Origin of the sequence: Geitlerinema sp. PCC 9228 (genome assembly GCF_001870905.1) — a bacterium.
Lineage (GTDB): Bacteria > Cyanobacteriota > Cyanobacteriia > Cyanobacteriales > PCC-9228 > PCC-9228.
On record NZ_LNDC01000177.1, the window covers coordinates 1 to 16,685 of the forward strand.

Below are 16,685 nucleotides of genomic sequence, written 5' to 3' on the forward strand. Positions count from 1 at the left end.
ATGGGGCTAAAGCCCCACGAGGCGCTTTTCCTCCCCGCGCTAAAGCGACGGGGATTCCAAGCTACCGAAAGTTTTACTTGAAAAGTCCGTTTTTTCCGGGGTTGTGGTTGGATGGGGCGGCGCTGTTGGCTGGTGACAGGCAACGGGTGCTGTCTGTGGTAAACTCACAGATACAGTCGGCGGAGCATGAAAGATTTGTACGGCAATTGTCAGACCAACGTTAAATCGCTCGTTTCCTAGATCTGGATCGGCTACATATAGCGAATTAAGGCCAGCATACAAAATCATGAGAATGTGCCTATGGGGACGCAAACCGCACAAAAACAGCTTTATTCGGTCGAAGAATACCTCGATCTGGAAAATAGTACCAACGAACGCCACGAATATATTCATGGATCGGTTATTCCCATGGCTGGGGGTTCCCCAAGACACAACAAAATCAAAGTCAATTTCATCATTGCCCTTGGGGTTGCCCTCAAAGATACGTCTTATCAAGTTTTTGATAGCGACCAGCGGCTATGGATTCCAGCAAATCGTACCTTTACCTATCCAGATGTGGTTGTCGTTCGAGAACCGATTCTGACGGCTGACAACGACGCCACTGCCATTACCAACCCAACACTCATTATCGAAGTTCTTTTCGAGGCGACTCGCAATTACGATCGCAGCCAGAAATTTGTTACCTACCGGGGAATTCCCAGCTTTCAAGAATATCTCCTCGTCGAACAAAATAGCGTTCAAATCGAACAATACGCGAAACAAGACGATCGCCACTGGCTGCTAGCGATTCACGACGATCTCAATGCTACACTTCCTTTGGCTTCTATTCCGGTTGAAATCGCGATCGCCGATTTGTATCATCGAGTTCGGTTTTGATTTTTCTCTGGGTTCGCGGTCAAAAGGTGGAACAATTGACGATTTAGCGCTTGGATGGGAGTTGTGGTGGGATAGGGCGGCGCTTTTGGCTGGTGACAGGCGACGGGTGCTGTCTGTGGTAAGATCGGGGATGCGTTCGGAGGGATAAAGAATTGGAAGAAGCGATCGCTCGTTTCCTAAGTTTGGGTATGCTGGAAATAGGGAGTTAAGGCCGGCATTGGGGTCATTTTATGGCTAAGTTACATCCAGAGGAACAGAAAAAGGTTAACCGACAAAAGCGACTGCAAAAGCTTAGGATGGTGGTTATGGCCTTTGCTTTTACCTTTACCTTTGGCAGTCCTTTTGTGAGAATGTTTTGGCAGTCTTTTGAAGAACCCACACAAGCCGAAGTTGCCCAACAAGAAGCAAAGGAAAAACAGCAAGACATTCAGGAAAAAATCAAAGGATATCAACTTGTTTTGGAAAGAGAGCCAGAAAACCGCAACGCTTTGGAAGGCTTGGCAGAAGCCTATATAAAAATGGGAAAATTTGAAGCTGCAGTGAAACCTTTGCAAAAACTCGTGGAACTTTATCCACAACAAGAAAAATACCAGCAAAAGCTCTCTCTTGTTAAAGGTAAGGAAAAACAAGCTCAGTAGAGATGGATTATATCAAACTCTTCGACTACAATTTATCTACCACCGTAGTTAGCTAGGGAAAAAGCCAATGTTTACAACTCAATTATTATTCAGAAATTTAGAAACTGTTCTAGATAGTGATATTTTTCTCGCATCATATCCTCGTTCTGGTAATACCTGGTTCAGGCGGCTACTAGCCGATGTCATTCTACAGGTTAATGGCTTTCATACTGAAACGGATTTACCCATTCCGTTTCAGCGAATTATTCCTGATATATACGAAGATGATATCAATCAAATAGACAATCGTATAGATATTCCTTTTCGGATAATAAAAACTCATGAGTTCTACAGCAGAATATATAAAAAAATAATATATCTATTTCGCGATCCTCTAGATACTTTGTACTCGTACTATCGCTTTCATTTAAGGTACCCTTCTATCAGGGAAAAAGTACCAGAAAATCCAGATATTTTTTGCACAAAAAAAATTGATGAATGGTGCAAACATCTTGAAAGCTATATCCAAGCAAAATCGGAACTTACAGATTCTGTTTTGTTTGTAACTTATGAAGATATGCACCAAAAACCTATTAAAACTTTAAACAAGATTTTTTCTTTTTTAGAAATTGATGTCCCTTCTGATATGCTCGAAAAAGCCGCTCAAAATCAAGCTTTTATTCAGGTCCGTTCTAAAGAAGAACTTGGCAATTATTCTGAATATCTATGTCGTAAAGGTGAAATTGGTGATTCTAAAAAGAATCTTTCTATTGACACGATTGAGTTTTTAGAAAAAAGAACAAACTCCATATATAGTAGAGCATTACTGGCTAATGAGGAAAATAGCACAGAATGTTCAAAAAAAATCCAAGAAGAAATCGAGCAATATCTTAATCAAAAAAGAAGTCACAAACCAAAAATATCTATCATATTGACCCCAAAAATTTCTACAAAAATAATAGAAAACTGTGCCAAAAATACTAACGTAGAACCATATATTGTTACATATAACGGTAGTCAAGAAAGATTTCAAAAACATATTGATTCTATGCCTCGATTAAATTATATAAAATTTAACGAAATTGCAAAAGAAAATACTAAATATACTTGGGATGTTTTAATTACAACTAGGAAGGACGCTTATGAAGTTGGACTCGATAGACTGCGACATATCTTATGCTATAAATCTGTGATTTTCGCTGACTCTATTAGCTATACCCAACAAAAAATCATCCAAAAACAACTTTATTTGTGGGGATTTGAGAAGGAATCCGAAAAACCACTTGCTTACCATTTAAAAACTAAAACAATTCTAGTCATAAATAATTTATATCCGCCTCAAGAACTTGGGGGATACGGTCGTTATATTTGCGATTTCGCAAATATTTTACGTAACCGTGGTCATATAGTTAAGGTTTTAACTTCTGATGCTCCTTATTTAGGAGATATTTCTACTACCGAACCGCATGTCGATCGCAGTTTACTTTTATTTGGTAATTATGAAAAAATGCCCCCGAAAGCGGTTCAAAGTCAAGAAGAAAAAAATGATATTATAAAAAATAATGAAAAAATTATAAAACAATATATAAAAACTTATAATCCTGATGTTTGTTTAGTAGGGAATATAGACTTTCTCAGTGAGGCTATTTTTCAACCTTTTCTTGAAAACCAAATTCCTACTATTCATCATGTTGCCTTTAATCAAACCGGTTATTCTTTAGAAAAAACTCCCCAAAATGATTTTTACCATCTATCAGCTTGTAGCGAGTTTACCAAGAATAAAATTTTAGAGCTAGGATATCTTCTAGACGATATCAGTGTGATTTATCCAGGTGCTTTTGTTAATAAATTTAGGCTACCCGTTTCTCAAAATCTTGATAAACTTCGAGTGGTCTTTGCAGGTCTAGTTCTGCCCTATAAAGGGCCTCAAGTATTAATTAAAGCTTTAAAGATTTTACATGATGCTGGTATAGATTTTCACTGTTCAATTGCAGGAGCCACACCAGAAGAAAGCGTTCTGCAAGAATTACTCAATTTTACTCAAGCTGCAGGTATGTCCCAAAAAGTAGATTTTTTAGGTTACTTATCACGTAATGAGTTAATAAGCCTATACGCTACACATAATGTATTTGTTTTTCCTTCAGTTTGGGAAGAACCTTTTGGAATTTCACAAGTAGAAGGGATGGCGGCTGGATTATTATTAATTAATAGTGGAACTGGAGGTGCTAGTGAAGTTATTGAACATGGAGTTAGTGGTATAAAATTTCCTGCAGGAAATGCTCAAGCTCTCGCAAATGCCTTAATAAGCTTGTTAAACGATCGAGATAAATGGAAGCATTTAATGATTAACGGTCAGGAACGAGCTATGAAATTATTGAATATAGAAAACTCTATAGATTTATTAGAGGAAAAGTTTGAAGAAAAATTTCAAGAACTTGTAGTGCAAGAAAATTATAAAGAAACATCTTTATTCAAAAGAAGACAGATTAGTTTGCAAGAAAATTTAAAATTACAATCTTTTAACCTAATTATTTTTCCAGATTGGTTCCAAAATGATGAGGAAAAAATTGGAGTTGAAATACAAACAATTATAAGCTCTATAGTGAATTCCCGTAAAAAAGACCATTCAACGCTTTTAATCGATTCAACTGGAATCCGAGAAGAAAACGCAAATTTAATTATAGCAGGAATTACGATGAATTTGCTAATGGAAGAAGACTTAAATGTTGAAAACGGACCAGAAATTTCTCTTATAGGAAAATTAAATAGAATGCAATGGGAAGCATTAATCCCTCTATTAACGGCAAGAGTAGTTATAGAGAATGAAAATCAAGAAGCTGTTAGAGAAACTTCAGCTGATTTACTTCCTGTATATTCGATAGATTCTTTAAATAAATATTAATGCCATTTTTATGGATCTCTTGAAGAATATAGAGGTTTCCCCTTCTTTTTAAGCGATTTTGGAGAATTAAAGACTATTACTATTTATAGAAATTTATAGAAATTTTATAAGCTCTTTGATTATCTATAAATATACTTGCAATTACAATCAACTAGGAAGAAGATTGCTTCAATTCAATCAAATATTTGCTTGAATTGACTGTTTTTCCTGGATAAGGTTGCGGTATAAAATCACCTAATTCCGGTATTTTACTACATTTTTTAATTAAACTTTTTGCTTGGTAACATTTATCAATAAGTTCTTGATTTATAGTTAGAGATATACGTACCCCCGTATCAGAATTCTTTTTGAGAGTCCAGCACAATTCTTCCCCTGGACTTAGTAAATGACAATTTATTATCATAGGAACTGTGGGAATTGCAGGATAGAATCTTTGACAAATTCCTTCTAAACCAGTTGAATCATCAAATAACAAATATGCTAAACCTTTTTCATACGCTTGCAAAATACGTTCTGCACTATTGATATGATCGTCGAAAAACACTAAAGTTTTATAAAAAGAAGTAGTATCAATATCAATTTGATAAAAATCTTTATCATCAACTAAAAGCATATCTAAACTGTTTTTAGTTGAAACTTTTAAATTGCTTAAGTTAGGATCGATTGCAATTATTTTCTTTAAATCTGGGTTTAGGGAGTTGATAAAGGCATGTAGAGAACTACCTATAAACACACCAGATTCAATATACATTTCAGGAGAAAATATATTTGCAAGACACCAAAAATTCAAGTGGTCTTTTTCGCTAATACCACCAGGCTGAAATAAACCTAATGATAAAGCATGGGAATAAATTTTATTATACTCTATATAAAGTTTTTCATTATCTAAATCCTGTCCAATATTTACCCCTTCCCCAAAAAAATCTGAGTAAAAATCACAAGCATATCTTATAGCAGCTTGAATGAATTTCGATCGTAATTTGGGACTCATGAAAGTTGGTTCATTTTTCTCCACACTAGAGTAAGTTAGTACACTATTTATATGCATTAAGTATTGTTTTTCCATATTGCAAACAAACGAAATTATCTATTCGATGAACTATAGCATTAATTTCTTCTCTTGTCAAGGAATAGCTTTCAAATCAAAAAGGATAAGGATCAAGTATAGAGCTTATACTTGGGCAAAAAATTGAATCTCATCTTTTCCTGTTTTGAAGCATTTTGACAGATTTAGAATTTTTAATGTTGAGAATTTTCGCCATGGTCAACTCCCTTCCCGAGACTCCTCTAATAGCTTAATAAACGATAGTCCATTAAATTTTGTAGTTAAAATAACTAGCAGAAACCAAATGAATAGCCAAAAATTGATTTGATTTTTAATGGGGGTTGCTATTCACTCAATCCACCGATATACTTCTGCCACATTTGCTGGTAATACTATTTCTGAAAAACAACGATTGTATGGAATTTGCAAATTGCCCTGGTAGGGGCGCTTCGCGAAGCGCCCCTACAAAAATGCCTCTATTATCTCTTGCAAATTATTAAGGAAATGTATAAGCTACTTCCATATCGCGGGTAAATTGCTTAGCATTCCACAAAGTGCCGATTTTTTCGACTGTTTGAGCTTCCAAGAATTTTCCTTGCGCAACTGCGGTTCTTTACCCCAGACGAACTCCCCATTTCACATATTCTTCATCCGTCCAAGCAATACCTTCTTCAATGCCCGCATTCACCATCATGGCATAGTTATTGCGAGCGGCAAATTGTTCTCCCACTCTGGTGACCATGGGAACTTCCATCCAAAGCATCTCCATTGTAGTTGTAGCGCCATTGTAGGGATAGGTATCCAAAACTATATCTACTTTTAAAATATGATAAGATATTACACATAGACAGGTTTTATCATTGCTATTTATTTAGGGAAACGGTAGCTAGGGAATAATCTCATTTTACCTGCTAGACTCCTGAAATAGAAAATGTTATGAACTGAAATAGATAAATGCCCAACCGCTCGCTAGATTGGCTTCGACAAGCAAACCGCGATCTTGAGCAAGCTCGCTCCTCTGGCTCGGAGGGAAGACATGAATGGGCTTGTTTTGCAGCACATCAAGCCGCCGAAAAAGCAGTTCAGGCACTACATTTACATTATCTTCAAGAGGCTTGGGGACATTTGGTAGCACGTTTGCTAAACGAGTTACCTCAAACCGTAGAAATTCCTAAGATTCTGGTCGAACAGGCTAAAGTACTCGATAATTTTTATATTCCCACGCGGTACCCTGATAGCCATCCAGAAGGTTCTCCATTTGACCACTATGGCTCTTTGCAAAGTGAGGAGGCAATTCATTATGCCAGTGCGATTATTGAATTCGTCAGTCGCGCGATGGCCCAGTCGGAATGAAGTAGATAGGGCTCTTCGTCAGTGGTTATCCAATCTTTCAAATACTGACCAGGATCGTATCTTGGGTATGGGTTATTTTGGCTCTTATGCGCGGGGAGATGCTGGGTTTGGCAGCGATTTAGATTTAGTTTTTATTGTTACCGAGAGCGATTTGCCATTTGAACGCAGAGCAAGTGTCTGGGATTTTTTCTCGATTCCTGTACCAGTAGAGGCTAGCGTGTATACTCTTGCCGAGTGGCAGGATTTACTAAAAAAGCAACCTCGCTTTTATCAAACGCTAGTTCGAGAAACTGTGTGGTTAAAAGAGTTACCGGCAACTATCTGAACGATCGCGAATCGATTTTCAGTGTAGTTGGCTATTCACTCGATTCATCAATATACTTTTGCCACATTTGCTGGTAAGCTGCTTCCATATCACGGGTAAATTGTTTGGCATTCCACAAAGGTGCCGATTTTTTCGACTGTTTCAGCTTCCAGGAAATTTCTTTGCGCAACTGCGGTTCTTTCCCCAGACGAATTCCCCATTCCACATATTCTTCATCTGTCCAGGCAATCCCTTCTTCAATGCCTGCATTCACCATCATGGCATAGCTATTGCGAGCGGCAAATTGTTCTCCCACTCTGGTGACCATGGGAACTTCCATCCAAAGCGTCTCCATTGTAGTTGTAGCGCCATTGTAGGGATAGGTATCCAAAACCACATCCGCGATCGCGATATTGGCACGATGAACGGCTTCTAAATTAACTCTAGGTAAAAATCGTAAGCGATTGCTGTCTACACCTTCCTCAGCTGCAATTTCAGTAAAGAAAGCTTGTATAGATTCTTGGTCCCCTAACATTGTTTTCGTAATAAAATAACTATTGGGAACCTCTCGTAAAATCCGCATTTGTAGACGTATATTATCTGAGTTACGTTTTGAACCAGTTTGAGAACTAAAAAAGATAACTGCATCTTTAGAAATTTCCAAATCTTCTCGGCGAAGACTAGGTGAACCAACATCAAACCCACCTACAGCAATGTAAGTTTGGGGAAGTCGCCATATCGTTTCGTTGTAATATTCATGAGCATTTTCTGGAAGAACATATGGATCGGCAATAAAATAATCAATAGTTGGAATTCCCGAAGCATCAAATCCCAACCAAGTTGCTTGAATTGGTGCTGGTTTCATGAGCATAACTCTTGAAACTTTCTGGTCTGTCAAACTATCTAAATCTATTAAAATATCGATATCATCTTCTTGAATAGCGTTGGCGATATTAGTTAGTTTGCTTTCGTTAGTTAAATCACGAAAATAGCTATTTTGCTCAAAAAATAACGCTAATGGATCTTGGGTATGATTTAAAGAATATACATAAAAATCGAATTTTTCTCTATTATATTCTTGGAAAAACCATCCAGACAAATAACCTACTGAGTGCCTACGTAAACTACTAGAAATATAACCTATTTTAATTCTAGATTGACTTTTTGATATTTTTGTTGTTGTTTTAGATAAACCTATGTTTTTAATTTTATGCTTTTCTATATATTTTTGCAATTGCTTGTGCCAAAAACAGCCAACTTTCCCTCGCCATTTATGCATTTTGCTGGGATTGTCATACAAATAGGGGAAATAGCAAGCAGCAGTTATAACTTGAAAATAACTATTTATGTCATCTATGTCTTGTTTATTAGCCTCAAAATTACAGTTGTCAAGGAAATAATTGAGTAGTCCTAAATATTCTTCTTCATGTGTTTTTATAAGTTGATAATATTTGAACTCGCCGCTATTTAACATGCCTCTTATGAGCTGATAATAACTAATTATTTTTTCTATGTCATTACTAGCAGTTTCAAGCATCCTTTGGGTAGCATATATAGCTTCTCGGTATCTTTCTTCTAAATAACAAGCTCCGCTCAATTTTGTCCATAAAGAGAAACGATTTGGTTGAAAAGATAGAGCCAAATTACAAATTTTAATAGTACCAATAAAAGGGAGATTTTTATTGTTTAAAATTTTAAGTTTTTGAGATAAAAATATATTTCTATATTTTTCATTATTAGACAAAGTTTGTCGGTATGCTTCTATTAAAGGATCGATAATATTTTCTTTAGGATTACTTTTCAAAAAATCAACTAAAATTTGAATAGCATCCTCAAATCGATCCTCTGGTAACTGTTCTGATTTCAAAATTTTAGCAAAATCATAAATTATATATTCATGTTCGTTTAGTAAATGTAACCCCATCGATAAACGAATTAGGGATATTGTATTGTTTAGATTCGTAGGATTGAGTTCCCGGATATGTTGTCGAAGAGCCCAAGCTACCGAATCTTTTTGTATAGATTCAAACTGATAAGCTGCTTTATCAAGTCGATCCACTAAACCTTTAGTTAATACATCTTCATTCTCTATATCTAACTCTAGAAAAGGATAAAACCAAGCAGCTTGTGCTTCTTCTTCTTGCTCTTGCAAAAGCAAACACAAACCATAATACCAATAGTTTTCTGGAAGATCCGATTGCTTGGCAATTGCTTTTTCATATTCTTGCATAGCATACTCATATTCTTCCTTTAAGAAATAACGGTATGCTGTTTGACTGTAAAAATCAGATTCGCAAACTTCTTGTAATTTTTGCATCCAAGTAAAAGCAAGATCTTGCCAATCGTAATTCTTATTTTGAACAAAATAAGTTAATGCTTGAGACTGAGGATATATTTCATCAAAAGATTGCTTTTCTTTTTTATTTTGGAAAAAAATAGCATCAAAGCTTTCTAGTACGCCGGGTTTTTGCAATTCATCACTTGTCAATATATTGCTATTTATAGTGCTGTCAATAAATAGTACCAAACGAGTAGACACTTCTAAATGTTTGGCAATTTCTTCTCCCCTTTCAATACCATTAAATACAATTACTATATCTACAGATGATAGCAAATCTCTGCTAATACCTTTCCAGGGAAGGCATATTACACCTCTGTCTATAGCTGGCTCTTTGGTAGCATTTAAAAACACAATTTGGTGACTTTGTTGTGCTAAAGCTACACTTAAATAGCACAATGAAGCTTGAGCTAAATCGAGAGATTCTCGATATGGGGTACTAACAGTATAAGAACAATCGCTGGGGTCATAAATAGCAATCTTCATTTTAAGCTTCACCTAAGAATTTCTGCCACATTTGTTCGTATGCCTTTTCTAAATCTCTAGTAAACTGTTCGCTATTCCATAAAGGTGCTGTTTTTTTTCCAACTCGCAACTGCCAAGAAATATTTTGCCTCAATTGAGGATCTTTGCCAAGACGGATTCCCCACTCAATGTATTCTTCTTGACTCCAAGCAATTCCTGCGGTGACTCCCGCATTTAGTAACATTGTGTAGCTGTTACGTGCTGCAAACTGTGTGCCTACCTGGGTTACTATAGGAATCTCCATCCATAAAGTTTCTAGAGTGGTAGTTGCTCCATTATAAGGGTAGGTGTCCAGAACTACATCCGCAATTCTGAGATTACCTCGATGGGTAGCCTCGAGAGGAACTTTAGACAGAAAACGCAAGCGATCGCTGCTAACTCCTTCAGATTCAGCTATTTGTTCAAAAAATGCTTGAAGCGACTCCATATCGCCACGCATACTTTTCACAAATAAAAAGCTGTTAGGTACTTCCTTTAAAATTTGAATTTGAGCTTTTACATTATTGGGATTGCGTTTGGCTCCTGATTGAGCGCTCAAATATACAATAGAATCTTGAGGAACTCCCATGCGATCGCGACGTAAAGTTGGTACAGCTACTTCAAAACCATCGACGGCAACATAAGTTTGAGGTAGTCGCCATATAGTTTCTGCATAATACTCCGAAGCTGACTCTGGCAATACATAAGGATCTGCTAAAAAGTAATCTATGGATGGAAAACCAGAAGCATCAAATCCCAACCAACTTACTTGAATCGGCGATGGCTTCAATGCCATTACAGCACTATTAATATTAGAAGTCAGGCTGTCTAAGTCTACTAAAATATCAATTTCATCTTCTACAATTTTCTCAATAATTTCGTTGATATTAAGGTTAACTTGATGAAAATTTGGTTGACATATTTTAGCTAATGTTTTTTGTAATGGAGACTCTATATGTTTTGTGGAATATGCATGGACTTCAAAACGCTCGCGATCGTGGTACCAAAGGGGCCATCTAGCAATCCAGCTTACAGAATGGTTGTAAAAGCAGTTCGATAAATAACCAATATTTATTTTTTTAGAAGCATATGGTTTTTTACTGATATACTCTTGATATCTATTAACTTGTTCTTGATATTCTGTTTGCAGTTTATCCTGGCAGAGCTTAGCATACTGATTTCTCAACGGACGATATTTTTGAGGAGAATCTTCAAAATATGCTGAAAATATACCTGCACTTATGATTGGTAATAATTCGTTAGCATCTAATTCTTCCCGCTTCGTAATAATTTCTTCCAGGAGCTTTTGATGCTGCTGGTAAACAGCATAGGCCTGTCGCCAGTGCCCACCGGCGTATACCCAACCTCTAATTTGAGAATACAGTGCTGCTAATTTTTCACCCCATCGTTCGGCCTGAGCAAAAGATTTTTCTGCAACTGGTATACTTTCTAAATGTTTTCCAGAATTTTGCAAAAAGCCAGCCATATCTTTAAATACCTTGGGATGATTTGGTGACAATTGCATGCAAATTTCTCCTAAAGAAATTGCTTTTTGAGCTTGACCTTTTTCGCTGAGTTCGTGGGCTGTTTTTAGTAATATATTAGTTATCCGATCTTTTGATTCCACATGTAAACTACAAATTTTTGCAAAATCAATTACTGATTCTTTGTCCGGAGCAATCTTTAATAGTTGGTCTAAAATATCTAGTAGTATTTCCCCATTTTTTTCATATTTAATACATTGCAACCTTTCATTGATTTTTTCTATAAGTCCATTGTATTCTGAAAAGTTTTGCAGACGAATCGCTAATATGAGGAGCTTGAGAAGATTGTCAACATTTTGAGGTAAAATTTCTTGTATATATTGGCGAATCAACCGAGCTAACTGTAATTGCTGCTGTGACTCTTGATTCTGAGATTCCTTTTCTAAAATTTGTGATAGATCTTTAATTAATTTTTCTTGTTCCTCTTCATCATGAGATGACAAAATTGGTATCATCCAGGCTGCTTGTGCCGAATCTTCTTTTCCCAATATCAATAAAGCAAGTCCTAAGTACCAATAATTTTCAATAATTGTAGGTTTTAATTCTATAGATTCTTCATACAAGTCCACTGCCTTATCATATTTCCTTTCCTGAAAATATTCATTTGCTTTTTTTTGTTTTTGTAACCAAATTTCTTCCATAGCTTATATACTATAAAAACTGCTTCAACAATAAAGAATGGATCGGATAGATATTTTCTACCCGATCGCCAACAATTTTTGTCTAAGAAAATTCGAGTAAAGACAAGGAAAATCTACTATGGACAGCTAATGGTGCCTTGGTTAATAGTTGGGTCTGGTGCCGTTGAGTCTCCATTTTCGCAGATTTCTGTAGTAATTGCTTGGGTATCTGTGTTTAAGGCAACTGCACCAGCGAAACCAGGAATTTGGCCGTCACCCTCTAAATTCTCTGCATCTGCAACAGCTCCAGTGTCGTTAGTGTTACCAGCATCTATTGAAAACTCAAATACGCTTCCTTGACTAGGCACAGCTACGTCTAAAGCTGTCAGGGTAGTAGCAAAAGAACCATTTTCCAGACGAAAAGCTTGTTGAGCCCGGTTAATGGAACCTAGCTGAGTTCTTGCTTCACTTTCCCGGGCACGGTTCGCTTGGTTTAAGAAGTTGGGCAAAGCAATGGCAGCCAAGATACCGATAATAATGATAACAACGAGTAGTTCGATTAGAGTAAAACCTTCGTTTTCTCTCTTATGCTGGATGTGTTGGAGAAATTTAGCTTTGAATTGGGTTTTCATGATGTCCTCTCCTTTCGGTGTGGGATGCTTACAAATTGAGGTATTGGTTTCATTTACCCTTTCTATGGATAGCTTACCCGGTCCTTGGTATATTTCTATCACCTTTCACCAAAAATTTTTCTCTGAGTTCTTTAATGAACTTTCTAATCTTGTTATCTTTTCTCCCATCCCATAGCAAAGCCCATCCAGCAAGTAATATATCAGTTCGCTGGTAGATTAAGAGAAGAACATTTTGCTTTACATAATGGATATTGAGTGGGCTAAACTAGCTTTTAGAGCCAATCAACAATATATCATTTTCCCAAAACTACCGTTAGGCATGATTTTGCTGTATCATTAATTTAAATTTATTGGAGAGCCGTTGTTACAGTTGCCGGTTCCATTATCTTGAATATTGGCTTCCGGAACGATTCCAGTCCCATCAGACTCGCAAATTACAGTTCTTAATACTTGCCCATTTGGAGCTCCACTAGGATTCACTAATCTGGTCGCACCTTCATATCCTCTAAATTTGCTATCCAGAGGTTGTGCTGTAGCTGTTCCTTGCTCATCATCTCCGGTTATACCATATTGATAGTTTTCAGTTTGGGTGGGAATCATAACTTCCTCTAGGTCGTTTATATTATTGGCAAACCTTGTGTTGGCTATCCGGTGGGACTGTTGAGCCCTTAAAATTGAACCTATATAGTTCTGAGCTTCACTTTGACTAGCTCTATCTACTTGCCTGAGGAAGGTAGGTAATGCGATCGCCGCCAAAATTCCAATGATAACGATGGTCACGAGAAGTTCTATGAGTGAAAATCCTCGATTATTGTAACTTTCTCGTTGCGCGTTAAGCGTCTGCTGTAAAATCTTGGCTTTAAATGCAGTCTTCATAGGAATCATAAAATAAATCATAGACATCTCTTATAACTTACCCAGATCGCGTACTCCTCCTTAACTTCTATCTCAAATTTTTTGCAATTGCCAAGGCAAATCTCCGTAAATTTAACGATTGTTAAGTATACATTTGTTAACAATTCTGAAATTTAGTTGGTTTGCTGGGGCGAAGGCAGGGTCAAAAGGTCTTCGGAGTTGATATCTGGAGAGGATTGGTTGAAGTTGCCAGGGGATTGTTGCCCTTCTTGATTGTTGGGATTGGTCGCCAAGGCTACACGCTTGCCGCCGACTCGACGCAGCAAATCCAGCACTTCGACCACCTGCTCGTAACGTGCCATTTTAGAAGCGTTGAGAACGATCAGACCATTGGGATTGTTTTGGTGGTACAGTAGAAGTTCCCGTTGTAACTTCCTGCGGCTAACTGGCTCTTGGTCGATGTAGGTTTGCCCAATCTCATCGACGCTGACCAAAAACATTTCCTGCATCTGGGGAGTACCAGTTTTGGCATCGGGAATATCTACATTTATAGCTTGCTGGCGGGTTAGCTGCAAGGCGGCGAGGAGAAAAAAGGTCAAAATCGAGAAAATGACATCCAGCAGGGGGATGAGTTCGATGCGAACTTCGTCTTTGGCAGCTTCGGCTTCGATTTTCATGGATGGTATCGCAAGGAGAGCGGTGTTGGTTTGCTCGTGCTATCTAGAAAGCATATATGGATGGTAAGGCAGGATAAAAGATAAATTTTATCGATCGCAAAAATTTCTATAATTGGTAAACGTGGTTATATCGTTGTTTTTTGTTGGTAGGCAATATCAAACTATGCGTACCTGGCTTTTCTTTCTATTTGCTAGTTTTACCGTTATGGCTAGCTGGTTGGTAGCTCCTGCTGCCTGGGCAATTACTGATATTGAGCTTTCGGATATTTCCTACAAGGAATGCCCGGAGGATGTGGGAGAAAACACGTTCATGAGCGGTTCTAGCAGGCGTGCTAATTGTTTCATGATTACTGGTTCGGCGGAAAATCCCTCTGGGAACCCGGTTTACGATGCCGATGTGTACGGCAGAATTTTCGATGCCAATGGCAATCCGGTTTTGCCGAATCGTACCCGCATTGGTTCGATTGATGAAGTTCCCCCGGGAACCAGCGAGTTTGAGGTGCGAATTTCGGTTCCTGCCAACCAACCGACACCTTTGCAGTTGGAAAATTTTAAGGCTTCTGGCTTTAGCCGCAGCGTGAAATTTCGCCTTCCCTAGGGTTTAAAAGCTGTTCGTGGTTCGTAGGTTTTGTTACCTATGTATCGAACCACGAACAAACTGGTTTTCTGTTTAAAACCCAAAGGCAGCGGGAGACGGTAGGAAGGATTGCACGACTTGCAGCAAGATGATTGCCAGGATGGGGGAAAAGTCAATCCCACCAAGGGAAGGGATGATGCTGCGGAACAGGTTGAGGTAGGGGTCGGTTAGCTGGCTGAGGATGGAAAAGGGAGGGTTCATCCAGTTAACGTTGGGGAACCAACTCAACAGGATGCGTATAATAATCAGTACCAGATAAATGGACAGAAACTGGCTAATGGTGGTTAACAAAAGGGCGACGATACTATTCATAGGATTTCCGATTTGGCTATACGTCGAACGAAATTACTTCTAATTTTAGTTTATATGCATTCCCAGCGCTTCAGCAGGGCTCGGAGTTAGCTATCTTCGGCGGTGGTGTACTCGCTTTCGGTGTCGGCGGCGCTGCGGTCTACGCTGTGCAGTTGTTGGCGCACTTCGTCGATGGCTTCGTTGAGTTGGGCGATTTTGTTTTCTAGGTTGCGGCGGTTGGCTTCTATATTTTCGTCGGTGTTGGCGGCTTGGCGTTGGTTTGTGGAACCTTTTTCTGGAGACCCCTGAGAACTTAACAGTAGCTCGTCTTCTTCTTCTTGGCTTCTACGGGAACCAATCAGTAAACCGGCTACTGTGCCAATAGCTCCGCCTAGCAGCACCCCGGTTAAAAATCCGCCTGTAAATCCTTCGCGATTGCTCATAATTTCCCTATTGTCGTTGTCGTCAGTTGGTGTTGCTATGTTATTTAGTATGCCGACCCCAGCTTATCCCGCTTCGCTGTCAGATGGCGAATCAACGGCTGTGGTGCCAAAACTGCGATCGCCGGCGTCGCCCAAACCAGGTACAATAAATCCGCGATCGTTCAACCCTTCATCAATACACGCGGTGTATACGCGCAGCGAAGAATAGGATTGGTCGAGTTTTTGCAAGGCTTGCGGTGCTGCCACGATGGAAACAATCCGCACCAAACTTGGGTCAATCCCTCGCTGTGTTAGCTCTTTCATGGTTAGCTCTATTGTACCGCCCGTTGCCAACATGGGTTCGGCGACAATAATTTGAGTGCGAGGTGGAAACTGTTCTGGAAAGCGATTGAGATAGCAGTTGGGTTGCAGGGTTTGTTCGTCTCGTTCTATTCCTAAATGGTAAATGGATGCTAGGGGCAAAACGGTTTGGGCACCTTCTAGCAATGCCAACCCTGCCCGTAAAATAGGTACGATCGCGATCGGTACTTCTGGATCGATGGTGGTTGCCGCACAAGAAGTTAGCGGTGTCTGTACGGTGGTTTCCAAAGTGGGTAGCCACTCGCGCACAGCTTCGTAGGTTAGCCAATGCCCCAGTTCTTTCATGGCTGTGCGAAACAGCGACGGCGGTGTGGTGACATCGCGTGCTACTGCCAGCCAGTGTTTGACCAGGGGATGGGGGGGAACGTAAACCAATAATCGGTCAGCCATTGTTTGTGCTTTTTCCTTCAAACCTGAAACATAATACTCGGTTGCCAGCCATTTTCGCGATACTACCAGACAACGGTGCCCCAAAAGGCGATCGCTTGTTGCCCAGAAATTTTATTGAAAATTTTTCCTGAGAATATTGACAAAATATTTCAACAAACCTAGAGTAGAAAGCAGTGTTCTCCTCTCCTTAGATTGCAGCGTCGAACAGGCATATTCCCGTAGCTGAGGGCGTCGGCTCTAGGGAGTTTGGTTTGAGACCGTCTTGTTGGTAGCCAGGCGGTCTCTTTTTTTTGGATT

15 protein-coding genes and 1 pseudogene are annotated in these 16,685 nt (G+C 38.7%); 6 read left to right on the forward strand and 10 right to left on the reverse strand.

What is annotated here, in order from left to right; all coding sequences use genetic code 11:
* The first annotated feature begins 300 nt into the window (after positions 1–300).
* From AS151_RS18810 to AS151_RS18820, 3 genes are all read left to right on the forward strand, one after another.
* On the forward strand, positions 301–876 hold the full coding sequence (locus AS151_RS18810) for a Uma2 family endonuclease (RefSeq protein ID WP_071518615.1): 576 nt from the start codon (positions 301–303) through the stop codon (positions 874–876).
* A gap of 230 nt (positions 877–1,106) precedes the next feature.
* Positions 1,107–1,514, forward strand: a complete 408-nt coding sequence (locus tag AS151_RS18815) for a tetratricopeptide repeat protein (protein WP_071518616.1) — start codon at positions 1,107–1,109, stop codon at positions 1,512–1,514.
* A 67-nt stretch (positions 1,515–1,581) separates the two neighbouring features.
* Positions 1,582–4,395, forward strand: coding sequence for a glycosyltransferase (locus AS151_RS18820; RefSeq protein ID WP_071518617.1), 2,814 nt, complete (start codon positions 1,582–1,584; stop codon positions 4,393–4,395).
* Between the two features lie 151 nt (positions 4,396–4,546).
* Here AS151_RS18820 and AS151_RS18825 read toward each other — a convergent pair whose 3' ends face one another.
* Positions 4,547–5,461: a hypothetical protein gene (locus tag AS151_RS18825; RefSeq protein WP_139240770.1), complete on the reverse strand. Its 915-nt coding sequence runs from the start codon at positions 5,459–5,461 to the stop codon at positions 4,547–4,549.
* A gap of 475 nt (positions 5,462–5,936) precedes the next feature.
* Positions 5,937–6,254 (reverse strand): annotated as a pseudogene (locus tag AS151_RS21710) (O-linked N-acetylglucosamine transferase, SPINDLY family protein); the annotation flags it as partial.
* Between the two features lie 140 nt (positions 6,255–6,394).
* Between AS151_RS21710 and AS151_RS18830 the strand changes: the two are divergent.
* Together AS151_RS18830 and AS151_RS18835 are read left to right on the forward strand one after the other, a co-directional pair.
* Positions 6,395–6,793 (forward strand): HEPN domain-containing protein, encoded by a 399-nt coding sequence (locus tag AS151_RS18830; protein WP_071518619.1) that lies wholly within the window; start codon positions 6,395–6,397, stop codon positions 6,791–6,793.
* 67 nt (positions 6,794–6,860) lie between these two features.
* Positions 6,861–7,118: a nucleotidyltransferase domain-containing protein gene (locus AS151_RS18835; protein ID WP_211517646.1), complete on the forward strand. Its 258-nt coding sequence runs from the start codon at positions 6,861–6,863 to the stop codon at positions 7,116–7,118.
* 31 nt (positions 7,119–7,149) lie between these two features.
* Here the strand turns inward: AS151_RS18835 and AS151_RS18840 are convergent, their stop codons facing one another.
* The 5 genes from AS151_RS18840 to AS151_RS18860 all read right to left on the reverse strand — a co-directional run bounded on the left by AS151_RS18840 (position 7,150) and on the right by AS151_RS18860 (position 14,267).
* Complete coding sequence (locus tag AS151_RS18840) at positions 7,150–9,921, reverse strand: O-linked N-acetylglucosamine transferase, SPINDLY family protein (protein ID WP_244533085.1); 2,772 nt, start codon at positions 9,919–9,921, stop codon at positions 7,150–7,152.
* A 1-nt stretch (position 9,922) separates the two neighbouring features.
* On the reverse strand, positions 9,923–12,124 hold the full coding sequence (locus AS151_RS18845; RefSeq protein ID WP_071518621.1) for a hypothetical protein: 2,202 nt from the start codon (positions 12,122–12,124) through the stop codon (positions 9,923–9,925).
* Positions 12,125–12,240: 116 nt separating this feature from the next.
* Positions 12,241–12,735, reverse strand: a complete 495-nt coding sequence (locus tag AS151_RS23165) for a type IV pilin-like G/H family protein (protein WP_071518622.1) — start codon at positions 12,733–12,735, stop codon at positions 12,241–12,243.
* A gap of 336 nt (positions 12,736–13,071) precedes the next feature.
* A complete protein-coding gene (locus AS151_RS18855) occupies positions 13,072–13,632 on the reverse strand; it encodes a type IV pilin-like G/H family protein (protein WP_170861452.1) in 561 nt (186 codons plus the stop codon).
* Positions 13,633–13,763: 131 nt separating this feature from the next.
* On the reverse strand, positions 13,764–14,267 hold the full coding sequence (locus AS151_RS18860) for a biopolymer transporter ExbD (protein WP_071518623.1): 504 nt from the start codon (positions 14,265–14,267) through the stop codon (positions 13,764–13,766).
* A gap of 163 nt (positions 14,268–14,430) precedes the next feature.
* Here AS151_RS18860 and AS151_RS18865 point away from each other — a divergent pair, with 163 nt between their 5' ends.
* On the forward strand, positions 14,431–14,865 hold the full coding sequence (locus tag AS151_RS18865; protein ID WP_071518624.1) for a hypothetical protein: 435 nt from the start codon (positions 14,431–14,433) through the stop codon (positions 14,863–14,865).
* Between the two features lie 72 nt (positions 14,866–14,937).
* On the opposite strand, the gene AS151_RS18870 is transcribed toward AS151_RS18865, so the two are convergent.
* From AS151_RS18870 to upp, 3 genes are all read right to left on the reverse strand, one after another.
* Positions 14,938–15,216 carry a YggT family protein gene (locus AS151_RS18870; protein ID WP_071518625.1) on the reverse strand — a complete coding sequence of 93 codons (279 nt, stop codon included), beginning with the start codon at positions 15,214–15,216 and terminating at the stop codon, positions 14,938–14,940.
* 86 nt (positions 15,217–15,302) lie between these two features.
* Complete coding sequence (locus tag AS151_RS18875; protein ID WP_071518626.1) at positions 15,303–15,638, reverse strand: hypothetical protein; 336 nt, start codon at positions 15,636–15,638, stop codon at positions 15,303–15,305.
* Between the two features lie 63 nt (positions 15,639–15,701).
* Positions 15,702–16,388 carry a uracil phosphoribosyltransferase gene (upp, locus tag AS151_RS18880; RefSeq protein ID WP_071518627.1) on the reverse strand — a complete coding sequence of 229 codons (687 nt, stop codon included), beginning with the start codon at positions 16,386–16,388 and terminating at the stop codon, positions 15,702–15,704.
* Between the last annotated feature and the right edge of the window lie 297 nt (positions 16,389–16,685).